The following is a 16,696-nucleotide window of genomic DNA, read 5'->3' as shown; positions in this document are numbered from 1 at the left end:
GTCCGGGCATCCCGTCTTGCACCCTGGGAGAGCAGGAAAACAGAGGTAACACATGGGTCAGTTCGTATAATTACATTAGACGGTGTTTTAACTGATTTCTGTCCCCCAAATTTGGCACTGATTCGAGAGTGTTTTCAGCCACCCTCCATCGGTTTGCCGGAATTCAATTGGCCATGTTTTAGCTTTGGCTTGGCCCCCCTTGCGTGACCAGGCAACCGGAGCCCCATGCTGGTTTGACCAGTGCAGGCGTGAATGAACCTGAATTGGGTCCATGTGCGCCACGACAATATCGCCCTCGGTGCGATATGAGTGCTGATCTGGGTTGTGTCGGGGCGTTAGGGGTGGCGTCCGGGTTGAGATGGTGTGGCGTAGGTGCGTCTACGGTGCTTTCAGTTGAAAGTCGTCGAGAAATAGACGGTGTTTTTTAGGTGCGGATTAGGGCTCGCTGAGTGCTCAGTGGGTGCTTATAAGGGTTGGGTGAGTGTGGTGCGGGGCGTTCCTGGGTTTATATGGATCGGTGATGGTGCCGGTCGGGGCAGAGCGCGCACCCAAAGCACCCAAACTGCCAAGAAGGATGTTGACGGAGGGAAGCCTGCTCGGTTCCCTCCGAAAATAGCTGAGTTGTCCGAGAATTTTGCGGAACAGTTTCGTGTGTCGATCATCACGAGAGGCGACACGTTGCTGCACCTGATTGACCACTACATACGGCGAACCTTCGACAACGGGCGGAGGATGCCGCCTCAAGTTTGCAAAAGGCTATCGACCTCTTCCCCGTTGTTAGCGAAGGGCTTCGCTACCCCGTCAAGGTCACCAGGAGCGCCGGGAAATCTCTACCTTGCGCTCAGAAGCAAAGGTGGTGGCACAGACTCGTTGGCCTGGCTGATGGAAATCGAAACGGGGCAGCTATCCGCATATTGATTCCATTGATTGGCCAGGCGGGTGCAGAACAGATGCTCGATGCGCTGAATAAAGTGCAGGAGGTTTCGGATGAAAGTGCGGCCGGGCATACCGTCTTGCGCAACTAAACCGGTTGCCATCTATGCGGCAGCAGTTCGGCAATCGCACTCGCCCGCTGCGTCGGCAGGCGCGTGAGGACGTCCTTCAAATAAGCATACGGATCATGTCCGTTGAGCCGTGCCGATTGGATCAAGCTCATGATCGCGGCTGCACGTTTGCCACTGCGCAGTGACCCAGCGAACAGCCAATTTTTGCGACCTAACGCCCATGGCCGAATCTGGTTCTCGGCCCAATTATTGTCAATGGGTACGGCACCGTCATCGAGATAGCGCGACAGCGCCGTCCAACGTTTGAGGCTGTAATCCAGAGCCTTGCTAATAGCCGAGCCGTCGTGCACGAGCTGGCGCTGGGCGATCATCCAGGCATGCAAAGCGTCCATCACCGGTACGGCTTTTTCTTGCCGTATTCGGCGGCGTAAATCCGGTTCCAGGTCGCGGACTTCATGCTCTATTTCGTACAGCCGCTGGATGTACCTCAAGGCCTGCTCGGCAAGCTGGCTCTTGTTGGTGGCGTGCAGCTCGAAGAACTTGCGCCGCGCATGAGCCATGCAGCCGATCTCGGTCACGCCGAGTTCAAAGCTGGCCTTGTAGCCGCCAAAATCATCGCAGACCAGCTTGCCCTTCCAGTCTTGCAGGAAGTTGCGGGCGTGTTCTCCGGCGCGGCTAGGGCTGAAGTCGTAAACCACCGCCGCCAATTCCGAGAACTGGCTGGTGGCGTAGGCCCAGACATAGGCTCGATGGGTTTTCTTCGCACCCGGCGTGAGCATCTGCACCGGCGTTTCATCGGCGTGGATTACGCCATGTTCGAGGACAGTATTACGCAGGGCATCGACCAGCGGCTGTAACTGCACGCCACAGTTGCCGACCCATTGCGCCAGGGTCGAACGCGCGATAGCCAAACCGGCTCGACCAAAAATCGATTCCTGGCGATAGAGCGGTAGATGGTCGGCGAACTTCGCGATCATGACGTGGGCCAGCAGCCCCGCGGTCGGGATGCCTTTGTCGATGACCTGCGCCGGAACCGGTGCCTGGATCAGGGTTTCGCACTGATCGCAGACCCACTTGCCACGGATGTGCCGCTCAACGGTGAACACGCCCGGCGTGTAGTCGAGTTTCTCGCTGACATCCTCGCCGATACGCTTGAGAGCGCAGCCGCACTGGCAATGGCTGTTGTCGGGTTCGTGGTGGATCAGAGTGCGCGGAAACTGCGGCGGCAAGGCGGTGCGTTTAGGTTTTTGCCGAACCTCGGTCGAAGCGGGAGCAAGTTTCAGCGCTTCAAGTTCAGCCTCGATGGCCGCAATGTCGGTGTCGATCAGGTCATCGAGCAGGCTGGCTTGATCCGGGCTCAGTTGCTCGCTGCGCTTGGCAAACTTGAAGCGCTTGAGTTGCGCAATCTCGTGGGTCAGCTTTTCGATAACCGTTTGGTCGCGGTGGATCTTCTTACCCATTGTCTCGATTTTCTGATCGAGACTCTCGACACGCTGCATCAACTGCGCCGCCAGAGCACGCAGTTGTTCAGGGTTTAGTTGGTCGAGATTGGGCAGTGAAGTCATGCCGCCGATTTTGCCAGAGCAGGCTAAAACCGACGATAGGCTCATCGGACAATTGCACGGCCTGGGTGGCCATGGCAGGTGTTATACGATGGAAATCGCGCTGCCAGGCCCGACTCTTTGCCAAGGCAAACCCAGCACCAGGGCATGTAGCTGTTCGGCACCCAATTCTATCTGAGAGCCGTGTCGAGAACCCGGCCAGAAGAACTTGCCTTGATGCAGGCGGCGCGCTACCAGCCAGATACCCAACCCGTCGTGCACCAGCACCTTGATGCGCGTGGCGCGGCGATTGGCAAACAGATAAGCACAGTGCGGCTGCGCCGCACCGAACACTGCAACCACCCGCGCCAGCGCGGTTTCGGTGCCGGCGCGCATGTCCATCGGCTCGGTGGCGAGCCAGATGGAGTCGATGCGGATCATCGCAACAGGTCTCGCAGAAAGGTGGCGCAGGCAGCGGCGCTTTCGGTCGGCCAGTTCACTTTCACGGTGCCGCGCGGGTGTGGGATTTCGAGGCAGATAGTCGATGACGCGGCTTGCGAATTTGCTCCGGCTAACTGCAAGGGCAGCGGAATGAAAGCAGGTTGCAGCGCCATGGCTTTCTGCGTTTGCACTCGAATCCATTTATGGACGAGGTTCGCGTTGAGGCTGTGGCTCAGCGCAACGCTGGCAATCGAGGCCCGGGCTGGGAGCACTCTTGAATGACCTGGGCCTTGAAGGATTTGGAGTAGGAACGGCGTTGTGGCTGCATGAAAGACCCGCTTAAAAGGCTAGAAATGGTGTCCACTTAAATCAGGTGGACACCATCGCCTTTGGCGTCGGGGTCAGGAAGGTGTGTTGGCCGGACGCATACAGTTATGCAACACGCTGAATTTTCCTATAAAAAACGAAGCCCCCCATCCAGCGCCAAATGCCGTTGACACACTAGCCTAAAGGTTTTTTTTACCGCTTTGAGCTTAGACCGAACTGGCGCGTCAGATCGCTCCCGGTCAATTACGGGAAGTGGCTGATCTAATTGGGACTGGTGAAGCCCCTTAATTGATGCGTTATATTGCCACCTAAGGAAGCGTTCGATCAGCCGCGAGTTCTGCAATTTAAGTGCTTCATTTTCAGACTCGAGTCTGGCAATTCGCTCTCCAGCAATTTTCAGACTAGACGGGGTAGGAACATGAACAACCTCAGATCTTGATTGTGCCTTAGCTTGATCGAATGCTCGCTTTATCTCAGGATTAGCAGATAAAGACTGGCGCGTTGGACGCTTTCCTACGAGATTCGTGACAGCACCACATAATTCGTCCCATGTTAAAAGCCCCTGCCACGCATAGAGGGTATCGACGATTGCCATTATGTCAGAGCGCGTTAAATGCTTAGCCATTTACATCTGCTCCATTAACCTTAAAATTTGGTCGTCTCGATCTTCACCAAGGTTATTTTGTAACATCTCACCACGCGCATTTAGTGCGCGAGTTGTATGACTCGGCGAATTAATCTGCTGGAGACGGATGAGCGATCCATCTGGAACAGAGTCGTCATTGAAAATACCAACAAGTTCGCGTAAGCGAGCCGCCGATAGCTTATGGTGCTCATACCACCGATCGGCACCGTAATGACCTTCCTTCATTGCAACTTCAGATGCCAGCAATTGCTTCTCGGTATCGGCTAGCTCAGTCTCTAACTCCTCCTTACTTTCAGATCGTTTCTCACACAAATGTTCATTGCAATTCAAACAATCACGAAATAACCCACAAGGAGCTGCGGCAAAATCGTGCAAGCAGAATCCATGCTTCGATTTATGAATAGGTCCCTTAGGGGCGAGGTCGTAAGCATCTCGGCTGACAGGCTCACAGTGAATGAGCACAGATAGATCGTATCCCGCCACGATCAATGCGCTCTCGTATTTCGTAGCAAGCTCGGTAGGCGTGAGGTGGTTATAAACACGGTTTTGCTTCGGGTCTGCCCGACCAGCGAAACGAGCAATATCTTCCTCGCTCAGCCCCCCGCGATGCCCCATAGTATCAATCATATGGCGCATCTGGTGGGTAGTGATTTTCATCGCAGCCCCATCCGCATGGCGAAAACCATAACGAGCGAAGATGCTGGTATGCACGCCCTCACCTGCGCTTTCCCTAGGAGACAGATCGCTATTCACAATGTTCACATCCGGAACCCATGGTAATACACGTAAAGTACCGCGCTGCGCATGCAGCGTATTTAGCTGCATAGCAAATAGGGCATTACCATACTTTACACCGGCCTTTTTATTAACCCAGGGAAAGTTTGGAGGAACTCGGTCTTTCAGTTTAGCCCACAGCGACTCCAACGTAATGACATCACCGCGCCCAAATCCATAAAGATAATAAATTCGCTGTTTAGCTTCATGCATTGGGAGATATAAACCTAATGCTTCGCACGCCTCAACCTCTGTGAGAGCCTTGGACCTCTCAAGATGATCCGAGTCTGGATGAATAAACATTAGGTCTGGATTGGCATCAAGCCACTCACCTAAACTTCGTCCTTCCGCAGTAAGCGCTCTTAGACGAGCCAGTGCCTCTTTCACAATCGGAACCATAACCGTCGGAACAGGTTTTAAATTAGCTCCATAACCTTTACCTGAGTAATACTTTAAACGGTAGACTGGATCGCCATGCTTATCGAAACTATCGTCCTCACAATGCAGCGGCAAGCTGAGCACTTCCGAAATACGAACACTTCCGCTCATCAGCAATGCAAAAACACTGCTAGTAAATATATCCCTAGGGTTATCCCCAACGCTCGAAAAAATATCCGCCATTGCCAATACAGCGTCTTGAGCAGGGAGCTTTCGGTCGCGAGCCTCCCTAGCCTTCTTTCCAGTTCGATTAGAGTCCTGAGGCCTCGATATCGGATTTCTCCATCTCCCGCATGGCTGACTGACTAGATTGTTATGGGAGACAAACTCTGCTAAACGTTGGAGTTCTCGCCCGCACTGGTACGCTGAAGCGCTAAAATGCCCCCTAGCCAACACAGCAGCTTGATCGAGAATCGATGCATCAAGTCTAACGATATCAGGTTCTCCATGCGCATCAAATAAAGCCTGCTCTAATACTTTTAACGCTTTCGACTCATTACGAGTTCCTGTCGGATTATGGCCCTGCTGATATCTAAAGTATGCTTTAGCAAATGAAATAAATGGCTCTCTCATTCGATCATCAACAGAGAACGACCTAGAGCCAGATCCTAGCTTCGTAAAATTTGCAACCTTCGGCCATAGCCAAGAATCAAAATCCAAGTCCGCACCAAACACTGTCAACTCATTTCGGCACCTATCAATGAACTGAATTGTATTATGGCGAGCATCTAACTCGCTTTGACTAACGAAGTGAAATAGATTACTCATGCGTGCTTTCTCTTTTGCGCTCAACACACTTTCGGATAACTTCTGCAACCGCGACTATCGTCCGATCTAGAATAGCGGCAATGGTCAGGTCACCTGTTCTTGCGATCAGCTGCTCTCGCTCCTCTATCAACTCAATATATAATTCTTCATGAGGACCATCCAACCACGGCTGGAAGCTCACACAGGTATAGCAGGGGCGAGGCGCGTTCATCCCGCAGAAAGAAAAATTGCCACAGGTTCCGACGTTACATTTTCGATGTTTGACACGGCTCGCAGGGTCCGAACCACGCAGTGCGTCAAGCTCGGAATCTACCAATACCCCAGCAAACGCTTTAGCATATATCGCGAGCTGAAACCCAAGAGCCTCATCAATCTTTTTTAGATGTTCTGGTACATTCAAGGTGTAAACTTCAACGTGCTGCGTATCTGAATGATCGAGAATCTCTGCAATTACATATTTACTTACGCCGTCTCGCGCTGCTCGTGTCCCAAGTGAGTACCTGAAACGTCGGGCAAAAACGTTGAGTAGCTCATCGGTTCGCTCAGATACAATCCCAAGTGACTCGACTGTACGTTTCAAAATATGAGTGAAAACCGCAGTGCTTATGTGAAGCCTTTCGCCAGGAAGTGCCCTGATAAAGTCGGCTTTCGAACGTTTCCGCCAATTCCGAATTGCAGGAAATAATGGGAACAGTTTTTTTGCTCTTCTGACAGCTCGTAACCTATTTCTACTATATCACGCAGCACTTTCTGCTTATGGCTTTCAAGGAGCTGCCACATCTCTAATGTGAGCTGATAGGTTTTAAATTCGTCTCGAAAACCGCCTCCCTCCTGCTTTGCTCGAGGAATGTGAAGAAAATAGTTGGTGATTCCATCCTGTCCCTTTAAATCAATGAGATCTCCACATTTAAGATGGGTTAATTGAATGGGCCTACGACCGGTAGTGCTAATGATCATACAAGCACAAAAGTCATATAAAGATGTTTCGCCCATTTCATATGAGAATATCAAATTCTCATTAAATGATGCATATTCGAAATCCGAAAGAGGACCTTCGGTAGGGTCCAGACTTTTTATAGCAAGCCCTTTCTCACGACCTTTCAACCGCCATCCATCAAGCATCGCGACAACATCGCTTGCCATCCCTGGATATCCGAAGGTTAACCATCGCCGGAAAAATGGTCTAAGACATTGTAAGCTCTCTTGATTATCACCTAAATCGGACTTGAAATTTATGAGCTGACTGGTATTAATCTCACCGGAAGTCGAAGAAAAAAAATGATGCAGTGCAACAGAGACTCTCACAGCGCTTCCGCCGGACATTGTCGTGGCATAGTGCGCCAACAGCCTTCTTACGCTTTCACGATATTGCTCCGGCGTCCGAGTCATTATGAGCGCCAAATTTAACGAAATGTCCTTAGACAAATTCCATTTGTCGTCATTGAAATTAAACTCACGCCCGAGTACCGAAACTAGAGCAATATCATGTAGCAATACAACCTTTTGGCCGGCGCTACCTTCCATAGCGATCAACTGCGGCGGGCTGTCTGAAGGGCTCGCTGAATCGATCATTTCTTCACCTTACTAGGAGGTAGGCTTGCTTCCTGTAGCTTCAGCCCATACTCAGCAGCTTTTCTTTCAATATACCGCTGATTATAGGTAGCGGCAGTTCCGCTACCAAACTTCCACCCCATTAGTTCTGAGCGCATTAGCTCTTCTTCTGCATGGGGCACATTGGCCTTATCCATCAAGTCTGAGAAACGCTCGTTCCAATAATGACGAAGATCGTGACCAGAAAATGCGCTAAGTGGCGGCACATCCCTTCGAAGACTGTGAATGACATATTTGTAACCACCGATAGAAAGCGGCTGCCCCTGCGTTGGCCCTGATTTATGAGTTACAAAGAGAAATCCGTGCTTCCGCGAACCAGGCACGACACGCCGATATTCCGAAATGTAAATCTGGACCTCTTTGATGATAGAGGGCTTTAACGGTATTATGCGGTCGTTGGTTTTAACCAGCGGCTGATCGAGACGTGGATCAGTTTTCTCGTCGGCACGCCTCATTATCGAAACACGATTGGCTCGAAAGTCGAAGTCTTCAATCATCAGATTCAGCATTTCGCCGCGCCTAATGCCAAGCTCATACATGAGAGATAGGATCAGCCGGTTTCTAACCTGAGTGGCCCCCTGCTCCCAGATGTTGAAGTCCGATCCTGGCCTCAGTACTTCAAGTACCGCTGAGGCGCTGGCAGCGCTGAGACCACGCTTTCTGTTGATCCTATTGCGCTTTTTGCTAACGGGCCGTATTTCACGCATTGCGGCTATAACTCGGGGTAGCTCATCACTATCGCGAGAGTTACGCAGGTAGAGCGAAGCTAGCCAACCAAGATATCCAGTAGCAACGCCGATGCGAGCATGCATGACGTCTTTTGAAATATATTCGTGGCTGGAAAAGTAGGTGGGTACGACCCTCCCCTCTGTTTGAGCCACTAGACGCCTTTGCAGGATACCCCTCAGCGACTCAACTTCATGGGGGTCTAGCACCTTCCCCTCTGACAGCCGAGCTACGAGATCAATCTGATACTCCTCCATCACCTGAAGAAACGCACCTAGATGCCCTGCACTGTTCGTGAGCGTTGAAGCTGAATTGCTTTTGTTCCTGACTTGGGTGGTTAGGTAGAGGTTCGGGTAATAGAGGGGCATACCCAAATCGTCAACGATGACGCAAGACCTCTCACCGCTCTCGAACGTTACCTTTTTGGCCTTCGCCACTCTTTTCGGTAGGTAAACCTCTGAATTCTTTACATTCATGTAAAACTATCCCCCTAGGCCGTCTTCGCTATTCATAGTTACTTTTTCTTCAGCAAAGAAAAAGCCCCAATCGCTTACGCTCTGGGGCTTTCAGGGGAAAACTTTACAATGTGACTCTTAGCTATATCCTAGAACGGGATATCGTCATCAAAGCTGTCAAAATCCGGAGCCGGTTGCGGCGCTGCCTGCTGTGGAGGCGGAGCCTGACGCGACTGCTGCGGTGCCGACTGCTGCGGACGCGGAGCCTGCTGCTGACGTGGGGCCGGGGCGGATTGCTGGTAGTTATTGCCCCCGCCTTGTTGGTCGCCCTGCTGTGGACGGCCGCCCAACAACTGCATGGTGCCTTGCATGTCGACCACGATCTCCGTGGTGTAACGCTTGATACCGTCTTTTTCCCACTCGCGGGTTTGCAGCTTGCCTTCGATGTAGACCTGCGAACCTTTACGCAGGTATTCGCCGGCGATTTCGGCCACCTTGCCGAACATCGATACACGGTGCCATTCGGTCTTCTCGACCTTCTGACCGGTTTGCTTGTCGGTCCATTGCTCGCTGGTCGCCAGACTCAGGTTGGTCACGGCGTTACCGTTAGGCAAGTAGCGAACTTCGGGATCCTGGCCGCAAGTACCGACCAATATGACTTTGTTAACCCCACGGGCCATAACGTTCTCCTAGGCTACGCACGCTTCCCCGGCCGGGTTGTTCACCAGGCGCTCAAGGGTGGTGCGATCCAATAGTTCTGTGTCCAATTTGATGTAAATCGCCGCTTCGTCTGCAACGATCACTGCATCTGTTACCCCTACGACGGCCTTCAGGCGCTCAACCAGACCCGCTTCGCGGATCGCCTCGGGCGACAGCGGCAAGCGCAGACTCGTCACGTAAGGTGGTTCGCGCATGGTAACAGCAAAGGCCAACCAGAGGGCAGCCAGGCCGGCGCATCCGAGGAAGACAACCGACAAACCGCCATGCTGGAACATCCAGCCGCCGAGGATCCCGCCCAGCGCCGAACCGAGGAACTGGCTGGTGGAATAAACCCCCATCGCAGTGCCCTTCCCGCCCGCTGGTGAAACCTTGCTGATCAGCGATGGCAAGGAAGCTTCCAGCAGATTGAACGCGGTGAAGAACACCACTGTACCAATCACCAGAGCTCGCAAGGTGTCGCCGAACTGCCAGAAGAATAGCTCAGTGAGCATCAGCGTCGTCACGGCGCCCAATAAAACTCGTTTCATTTTGCGTTTCTTCTCGCCGTAGATAATGAACGGGATCATGGCGAAGAAGGAGATCAGCAGCGCGGTCAGGTACACCCACCAGTGCTGCTCTTTAGGCAGCCCGGCTTTTTCGACCAGGGCCAGGGGCAATGCAACGAAGCTCGACATCAACATCGCATGTAACACAAAAATGCCAAGGTCCAGGCGCAGCAGGTCCGGGTGCTTGAGTGTCGGGATCAGCGCCTGGCGCGCAACGCCGGACTCTCGGTGCTGCAACGGGCCGGTGGCGCGCGGCACCATGAACATCACGATCACGATGCCGAACAGCGCCATGCCGCCGGTGGCGAGGAACAAGCCAGACAGACCGAACGCACGGGTCAGCAACGGCCCTACAACCATGGCGACCGCGAACGACAGACCAATCGTCATGCCAATCATGGCCATGGCTTTGGTCCGATGCTGTTCCCGGGTCAGGTCTGACAGCAACGCCATGACTGCCGCGGAAATCGCCCCGGCGCCTTGCAGCACTCGCCCGGCGATGACGCCCCAGATCGAATCGGCATTGGCCGCCAGCACGCTACCCAGGGCGAAAACGATCAGCCCCAGATAAATGACCGGACGCCGGCCGATACGATCGGAAATGAAACCGAACGGAATCTGAAAAATCGCCTGGGTCAGGCCGTAAGCGCCAATCGCCAGCCCGATAAGGGCCGGGGTCGCTCCCGCCAGGTCCATCCCATAGGTCGCCAGTACCGGCAACACCATGAACATGCCAAGCATACGGAAGGCGAACACCAGGGCCAGACCGCTTGCTGCGCGGGTCTCACTGCCACTCATGCGTTCGCTGTGGGGATCGTGCATGGAAAAACCTCATGTGAACCGGCGGCGATTCTACCAGTCCCATCGATTGACGGGGTATATCGCGACGCTATGACGCGCATAGATGACGCAGTCTTCATGTAAGCCTGTGCAACCCGCATTTGATAGTGTGCATCCATCCAGTATTTGGCCGTATACTCCTACGTTTTCGACGCCCGCCGAGCGAGGCCACTTTGGACAAGATCCTGATTCGTGGGGCCCGAACCCACAACCTGAAGAACATCGACCTGACCCTGCCACGGGACAAACTGATCGTCATCACCGGCCTGTCCGGATCCGGCAAGTCGTCCCTGGCTTTCGACACGCTGTACGCCGAAGGTCAACGCCGCTACGTCGAGTCCCTGTCGGCCTATGCCCGTCAGTTCCTGTCGATGATGGAAAAGCCTGACGTCGACACCATCGAAGGCCTGTCGCCGGCGATCTCCATCGAACAGAAGTCGACCTCGCATAACCCGCGCTCGACGGTCGGCACCATTACCGAAATCTACGACTACCTGCGCCTGCTATACGCCCGTGTTGGTATTCCGCGCTGCCCGGATCACGACATTCCGCTGGAAGCCCAGACCGTCAGTCAGATGGTCGACCTGGTCCTTGCCCAACCGGAAGGCAGCAAGCTGATGCTGCTGGCGCCAGTGATCCGCGAGCGTAAAGGCGAGCACCTGTCGGTTTTCGAAGAGCTGCGCGCCCAGGGTTTCGTTCGGGCTCGGGTCAACGGCCGGCTCTGTGAGCTGGACGAATTGCCGAAGCTGGATAAACAGAAGAAGCATTCGATTGATGTGGTGGTCGACCGCTTCAAAGTCCGCGCCGATCTGCAACAGCGTCTGGCCGAATCCTTCGAGACGGCGCTGAAACTGGCGGACGGTATCGCACTGGTTGCACCGATGGACGACGAGCCGGGCGAAGAGATGATCTTCTCCGCACGCTTTGCCTGCCCGATCTGTGGCCATGCCATCAGCGAGCTGGAACCCAAGCTGTTCTCCTTCAACAACCCGGCCGGCGCCTGCCCTACGTGCGATGGCCTCGGCGTGAAGCAGTTCTTCGACATCAAACGACTGGTCAATGGCGAACTGACCCTGGCCGAAGGCGCGATTCGCGGCTGGGACAGGCGCAACGTCTATTACTTCCAGATGCTCGGGTCATTGGCGTCGCACTACAAGTTCAGCCTGGAAGTGCCGTTCAATGACCTGCTGGCCGACCAGCAGAAATTCATCCTGCACGGCAGCGGCTCACAGAACGTCGACTTCAAATACCTGAACGACCGTGGCGACATCGTCAAACGCTCGCACCCGTTCGAAGGCATCGTGCCGAACCTGGAACGCCGCTACCGCGAAACCGAGTCCGCCTCGGTACGTGAAGAACTGGCCAAGTTCCTCAGCACCCAGCCTTGCCCGGATTGCCGTGGCACTCGTCTGCGTCGCGAGGCACGGCACGTTTGGGTCGGCGAGAAGACGCTGCCGGCAGTGACCAATCTGCCAATCGGCGATGCCTGTGAGTATTTCGGCGTTCTGAAGCTGACTGGCCGTCGTGGCGAAATTGCCGACAAGATTCTCAAGGAAATCCGCGAGCGTCTGCAGTTCCTCGTTAACGTCGGTCTCGACTATTTGTCGCTGGATCGCAGTGCTGACACGTTGTCCGGCGGTGAGGCCCAGCGCATTCGCTTGGCCAGTCAGATTGGCGCCGGCCTGGTTGGGGTTCTGTACATCCTCGATGAACCGTCGATTGGCCTGCATCAGCGGGACAATGATCGGTTGCTCGGCACTCTGAAGCACCTGCGAGACATCGGTAATACCGTGATTGTGGTTGAGCACGACGAGGACGCGATTCGTCTGGCGGACTATGTTGTGGACATCGGCCCTGGAGCTGGCGTGCACGGTGGGCATATCGTCGCAGAAGGTACGCCGGCCGAAGTCATGGCTCATCCGGACTCATTGACCGGCAAGTATCTGTCCGGCCGCGTGAAGATTGCGGTGCCGGCCAAACGCACACCGCGTAACAAAAAAATGACCTTGTCGCTCAAGGGCGCTCGTGGCAACAACCTGCGTAATGTCGATCTGGAAATCCCGCTGGGCCTGCTGACCTGCGTGACCGGCGTGTCCGGGTCTGGCAAGTCGACGCTGATCAACAACACGCTGTTTCCGCTGAGCGCTACGGCACTCAACGGCGCAACAACGCTTGAAGCGGCCGCTCACGACAGCATCAAGGGCCTGGAACATCTGGACAAAGTTGTAGATATCGACCAGAGCCCGATCGGTCGTACACCTCGCTCCAACCCGGCGACCTACACCGGATTATTCACACCGATTCGCGAACTGTTTGCCGGCGTACCTGAGTCCCGCTCCCGTGGTTATGGCCCGGGGCGTTTCTCCTTCAACGTGAAGGGAGGCCGTTGCGAGGCTTGCCAGGGCGATGGCCTGATCAAGGTGGAAATGCACTTCCTGCCGGACATCTATGTCCCGTGCGACGTCTGCAAGAGCAAGCGCTACAACCGCGAAACGCTGGAGATCAAGTACAAGGGTAAGAACATCCACGAAACCCTCGAGATGACGATCGAGGAAGCGCGGGTGTTCTTCGATGCGGTTCCGGCGCTGGCGCGCAAGCTGCAGACGCTGATGGACGTCGGTTTGTCGTACATCAAGCTTGGGCAATCGGCGACCACGCTGTCCGGCGGCGAAGCCCAGCGGGTGAAATTGTCCCGCGAGCTGTCCAAGCGCGATACAGGCAAGACCCTGTACATCCTCGACGAGCCGACCACCGGCCTGCACTTCGCGGATATCCAGCAATTGCTCGACGTGCTGCATCGCCTGCGTGACCACGGCAACACCGTAGTGGTGATCGAGCACAACCTGGACGTAATCAAAACTGCGGACTGGTTGGTTGACCTGGGGCCGGAAGGCGGCTCCAAAGGCGGGCAAATCATTGCCGTCGGTACGCCGGAAGAAGTCTCGGAGATGAAGCAGTCTCACACCGGCTTCTACCTCAAGCCGCTGCTGGCTCGCGACAAGGCCTGAATCAGGCCCATGAAAAAGCCCCTGTCACTTTGTCGGTGACAGGGGCTTTTTCATACGGAAGATCAAAAGATCGCAGCCTTCGGCAGCTCCTACACGGGAATGCGTTACCTGTAAGAGCTGCCGCAGGCTGCGATCTTTAGGTTCTGTAATCAGAACTGCGATTGCAGATAATTTTCCAGACCGATCAACTTGATCAGCCCCAACTGCTTCTCCAGCCAGTAGGTGTGATCTTCTTCGGTATCCGCCAGTTGAATACGCAGAATCTCGCGGCTAACGTAGTCCTTGTGCAGCTCGCAGAGCTCAATGCCCTTGCAGAGTGCGGCACGGACCTTGTATTCCAGTCGCAGGTCGGCAGCGAGCATGTCAGGCACTGTGGTGCCGACATCCAGGTCGTCCGGACGCATCCGTGGCGTGCCTTCGAGCATCAGGATTCGACGCATCAGGGCGTCAGCGTGCTGCGCCTCTTCTTCCATTTCGTGGTTGATACGTTCGTAGAGCTCGGTAAAACCCCAGTCCTCGTACATCCGCGAATGGATGAAATATTGATCACGCGCCGCCAGCTCGCCGGTCAGCAACGTGTTGAGGTAATCGATTACGTCTGGGTGGCCTTGCATCGCCCTACATCTCCCTGCTTGAAAGTCTGTAGTTTGAACCAAGCCGACTGATTGGTCACTCCGCCTGCGCGATAAAAGCGAAGATATTCTGAGAAAAGTGGTTTAAATAACGCAAAAACCGCCCAGATGAGGGCGGTTCTGCTTCTTGTTTAGACTTAGTTAAGCTGTACGCCCAACGCCTTTGCGATTGCGTCTCCGTACGCCGGGTCAGCCCTGAAGAAGTGCTGCAGTTGACGATCAACCACATCACTGGAAACCCCGGCCATGGCGCCGGCAATGTTATTGATCAGCAGGGTTCTCTGCTCATCATTCATCAGGCGGAACAGCGCACCGGCATGGCTGTAATAATCGGTGTCTTCACGGTGATCGTAACGATCAGCCGAACCGCTCAAGGCCAGCGCAGGCTCGGCGTAGCGCGGGGCTTGTTTCGGCGACTCTACGTAGCTGTTCGGCTCGTAGTTGGGCGTTGCACCACCGTTGCTGCCGAACGCCATGGAACCATCACGCTGGTAGCTGTTGACCTGGTTGCGTGGAGCATTCACCGGCAGTTGCTGGTGGTTGGTGCCTACGCGGTAGCGGTGAGCATCAGCGTAAGCGAACACGCGGCCTTGCAGCATGCGATCCGGCGACAGCCCCACACCGGGGACCATGTTGCTTGGACCGAATGCCGCTTGCTCGACTTCAGCGAAGTAGTTTTGCGGATTGCGGTTGAGCTCCAGTTCACCCACTTCGATCAGCGGGAACTCTTTCTGAGACCAAGTCTTGGTCACGTCGAACGGGTTCTCGTAGTGTGCCGCAGCCTGGGCCTCGGTCATGATCTGAATGCACACGCGCCATTTCGGAAAATCACCGCGCTCGATCGCACCGAACAGATCCCGCTGAGCGTAATCCGGATCAGTACCGGCCAGGCGTGCAGCGTCTGCCGGCGTAAGGTTCTTGATCCCCTGCCGGGTCTTGTAGTGCCATTTCACCCAGTGACGCTCACCTTTGGCACTAATCAGGCTGTAGGTGTGGCTACCAAAGCCGTGCATGTGACGGTAACCGTCAGGGATGCCGCGATCCGAGAACAAGATGGTGACCTGGTGCAGCGCCTCCGGGGAGTGCGACCAGAAGTCCCACATCATTTGTGCGCTTTTCAGATTGCTTTGCGGCAGGCGTTTCTGGGTATGGATAAAGTCCGGGAATTTCAGTGGGTCGCGAATGAAGAACACTGGTGTGTTGTTACCAACGATGTCCCAGTTGCCTTCTTCGGTATAAAACTTCAAAGCAAAGCCACGTGGATCGCGCTCGGTATCAGCCGAACCGCGCTCGCCACCCACGGTGGAAAACCGCAAGAACGTCGGTGTTTGCTTGCCAATGGACTCGAACAGCTTGGCGCTGGTGTACTCGGTGATGTCACGGGTAACCGTGAACGTACCGTAAGCACCCGAGCCTTTCGCGTGGACGCGGCGCTCAGGGATGTTTTCACGGTTAAAGTGGGCAAGCTTCTCGATCAGGTGGAAATCGTCGAGCAGCAGCGGGCCACGAGGGCCGGCGGAACGGGAATTCTGGTTGTCGGCGACAGGAGCGCCACTGGCGGTCGTAAGCGTTTTGTTTTGGCTCATGCGATCTTCTTCCTCTGTCAGTTTTGGAACTGCCGGCTAATCGGCTTGGGAGGGAGTATTAACCATCGATCATGACACCTACAAATTCATTAATTTGCAGATATCAATAGAAAAATACTACCAACAATCCCGATCACATACTGATGGCTTGAGCCACAGGGGAGCTTGTACGAACAGCGCGTTTCTTACAGGCACAAAAAACCGGGCACTAGGCCCGGTTCTTCGTTTCAGACTGACGTCTTACTCAGCGGATACAGCTTCACCGCCAACTGGACGATCAACCAACTCAACGTACGCCATAGGCGCGTTGTCACCAGTGCGGAAGCCGCACTTGAGGATGCGCAGGTAGCCACCCTCACGGGTAGCGTAACGCTTGCCCAGGTCGTTGAAGAGCTTACCTACGATAGCTTTCGAACGAGTACGGTCGAAAACCAGACGGCGGTTAGCCAGGCTGTCTGTCTTGGCCAAAGTGATCAGCGGCTCAGCAACGCGACGCAGTTCTTTAGCTTTCGGCAGTGTAGTTTTGATCAGCTCGTGCTCGAACAGCGACACTGCCATGTTTTGAAACATGGCCTTGCGGTGCGAGCTAGTGCGGCTCAGGTGACGACCACTTTTACGATGACGCATGGTTCAT

Annotated in this window: 14 protein-coding genes; 1 reads left to right on the top strand and 13 read right to left on the bottom strand. The window is 54.6% G+C overall.

All coding sequences use genetic code 11. The features are described 5' to 3' along the window. Positions 1-1,021: 1,021 nt before the first annotated feature. The 10 genes from tnpC to JFV26_RS06470 all read right to left on the bottom strand — a co-directional run bounded on the left by tnpC (position 1,022) and on the right by JFV26_RS06470 (position 10,818). Positions 1,022-2,569, bottom strand: coding sequence for an IS66 family transposase (gene tnpC, locus JFV26_RS06515; protein WP_201189251.1), 1,548 nt, complete (start codon positions 2,567-2,569; stop codon positions 1,022-1,024). An 81-nt stretch (positions 2,570-2,650) separates the two neighbouring features. After that, on the bottom strand, positions 2,651-2,986 hold the full coding sequence (gene tnpB, locus JFV26_RS06510) for an IS66 family insertion sequence element accessory protein TnpB (RefSeq protein WP_201189253.1): 336 nt from the start codon (positions 2,984-2,986) through the stop codon (positions 2,651-2,653). Next, positions 2,983-3,159, bottom strand: a complete 177-nt coding sequence (locus JFV26_RS33330) for a hypothetical protein (protein WP_242487750.1) — start codon at positions 3,157-3,159, stop codon at positions 2,983-2,985. The genes tnpB and JFV26_RS33330 overlap by 4 nt, the downstream gene beginning before the upstream one ends. Before the next feature lie 281 nt (positions 3,160-3,440). Then, entirely contained in the window at positions 3,441-3,938 is a 498-nt protein-coding gene (locus JFV26_RS06500) for a hypothetical protein (RefSeq protein WP_242487749.1), read from the bottom strand. Continuing rightward, positions 3,939-5,939: an integrase gene (locus JFV26_RS06495; RefSeq protein ID WP_201190762.1), complete on the bottom strand. Its 2,001-nt coding sequence runs from the start codon at positions 5,937-5,939 to the stop codon at positions 3,939-3,941. Continuing rightward, positions 5,932-6,519 (bottom strand): hypothetical protein, encoded by a 588-nt coding sequence (locus tag JFV26_RS06490; RefSeq protein ID WP_342215430.1) that lies wholly within the window; start codon positions 6,517-6,519, stop codon positions 5,932-5,934. The genes JFV26_RS06495 and JFV26_RS06490 overlap by 8 nt, the downstream gene beginning before the upstream one ends. Before the next feature lie 23 nt (positions 6,520-6,542). Next, complete coding sequence (locus tag JFV26_RS06485; RefSeq protein ID WP_201190760.1) at positions 6,543-7,511, bottom strand: hypothetical protein; 969 nt, start codon at positions 7,509-7,511, stop codon at positions 6,543-6,545. Next, positions 7,508-8,752, bottom strand: a complete 1,245-nt coding sequence (locus JFV26_RS06480; RefSeq protein WP_201190758.1) for a tyrosine-type recombinase/integrase — start codon at positions 8,750-8,752, stop codon at positions 7,508-7,510. The genes JFV26_RS06485 and JFV26_RS06480 overlap by 4 nt, the downstream gene beginning before the upstream one ends. 128 nt (positions 8,753-8,880) lie before the next feature. Continuing rightward, the gene (locus JFV26_RS06475; protein ID WP_123404375.1) at positions 8,881-9,411 is read right to left on the bottom strand and encodes a single-stranded DNA-binding protein; all 531 of its coding nucleotides are present in this window, start codon (positions 9,409-9,411) and stop codon (positions 8,881-8,883) included. Between the two features lie 9 nt (positions 9,412-9,420). Further along, positions 9,421-10,818, bottom strand: coding sequence for an MFS transporter (locus JFV26_RS06470; protein ID WP_201190756.1), 1,398 nt, complete (start codon positions 10,816-10,818; stop codon positions 9,421-9,423). A gap of 191 nt (positions 10,819-11,009) precedes the next feature. Here JFV26_RS06470 and uvrA point away from each other — a divergent pair, with 191 nt between their 5' ends. After that, positions 11,010-13,844 carry an excinuclease ABC subunit UvrA gene (uvrA, locus tag JFV26_RS06465; protein WP_201190754.1) on the top strand — a complete coding sequence of 945 codons (2,835 nt, stop codon included), beginning with the start codon at positions 11,010-11,012 and terminating at the stop codon, positions 13,842-13,844. A gap of 149 nt (positions 13,845-13,993) precedes the next feature. On the opposite strand, the gene bfr is transcribed toward uvrA, so the two are convergent. From bfr to rplQ, 3 genes are all read right to left on the bottom strand, one after another. Then, the gene (gene bfr, locus JFV26_RS06460; RefSeq protein WP_123359019.1) at positions 13,994-14,458 is read right to left on the bottom strand and encodes a bacterioferritin; all 465 of its coding nucleotides are present in this window, start codon (positions 14,456-14,458) and stop codon (positions 13,994-13,996) included. 155 nt (positions 14,459-14,613) lie between these two features. Then, positions 14,614-16,062, bottom strand: coding sequence for a catalase (locus JFV26_RS06455; RefSeq protein ID WP_201190752.1), 1,449 nt, complete (start codon positions 16,060-16,062; stop codon positions 14,614-14,616). A 240-nt stretch (positions 16,063-16,302) separates the two neighbouring features. After that, positions 16,303-16,689, bottom strand: a complete 387-nt coding sequence (gene rplQ, locus JFV26_RS06450) for a 50S ribosomal protein L17 (protein WP_201190750.1) — start codon at positions 16,687-16,689, stop codon at positions 16,303-16,305. Between the last annotated feature and the right edge of the window lie 7 nt (positions 16,690-16,696).

It is taken from the genome of Pseudomonas sp. TH31 (assembly GCF_016650815.1).
Lineage (GTDB): Bacteria > Pseudomonadota > Gammaproteobacteria > Pseudomonadales > Pseudomonadaceae > Aquipseudomonas.
Note: the sequence above shows the minus strand (reverse complement) of the source record. Positions and strands in the feature narration are given on the sequence as shown.

Bases quoted from the DNA above. Each gene is read 5' to 3' on its own strand.
- tnpC (WP_201189251.1), bottom strand. From the start codon at position 2,569: ATGACTTCACTGCCCAATCTCGACCAACTAAACCCTGAACAACTGCGT.
- tnpB (WP_201189253.1), bottom strand. From the start codon at position 2,986: ATGATCCGCATCGACTCCATCTGGCTCGCCACCGAGCCGATGGACATG.
- JFV26_RS33330 (WP_242487750.1), bottom strand. From the start codon at position 3,159: ATGGCGCTGCAACCTGCTTTCATTCCGCTGCCCTTGCAGTTAGCCGGA.
- JFV26_RS06500 (WP_242487749.1), bottom strand. From the start codon at position 3,938: ATGGCTAAGCATTTAACGCGCTCTGACATAATGGCAATCGTCGATACC.
- JFV26_RS06495 (WP_201190762.1), bottom strand. From the start codon at position 5,939: ATGAGTAATCTATTTCACTTCGTTAGTCAAAGCGAGTTAGATGCTCGC.
- JFV26_RS06485 (WP_201190760.1), bottom strand. From the start codon at position 7,511: ATGATCGATTCAGCGAGCCCTTCAGACAGCCCGCCGCAGTTGATCGCT.
- JFV26_RS06480 (WP_201190758.1), bottom strand. From the start codon at position 8,752: ATGAATGTAAAGAATTCAGAGGTTTACCTACCGAAAAGAGTGGCGAAG.
- JFV26_RS06475 (WP_123404375.1), bottom strand. From the start codon at position 9,411: ATGGCCCGTGGGGTTAACAAAGTCATATTGGTCGGTACTTGCGGCCAG.
- JFV26_RS06470 (WP_201190756.1), bottom strand. From the start codon at position 10,818: ATGCACGATCCCCACAGCGAACGCATGAGTGGCAGTGAGACCCGCGCA.
- bfr (WP_123359019.1), bottom strand. From the start codon at position 14,458: ATGCAAGGCCACCCAGACGTAATCGATTACCTCAACACGTTGCTGACC.
- JFV26_RS06455 (WP_201190752.1), bottom strand. From the start codon at position 16,062: ATGAGCCAAAACAAAACGCTTACGACCGCCAGTGGCGCTCCTGTCGCC.
- rplQ (WP_201190750.1), bottom strand. From the start codon at position 16,689: ATGCGTCATCGTAAAAGTGGTCGTCACCTGAGCCGCACTAGCTCGCAC.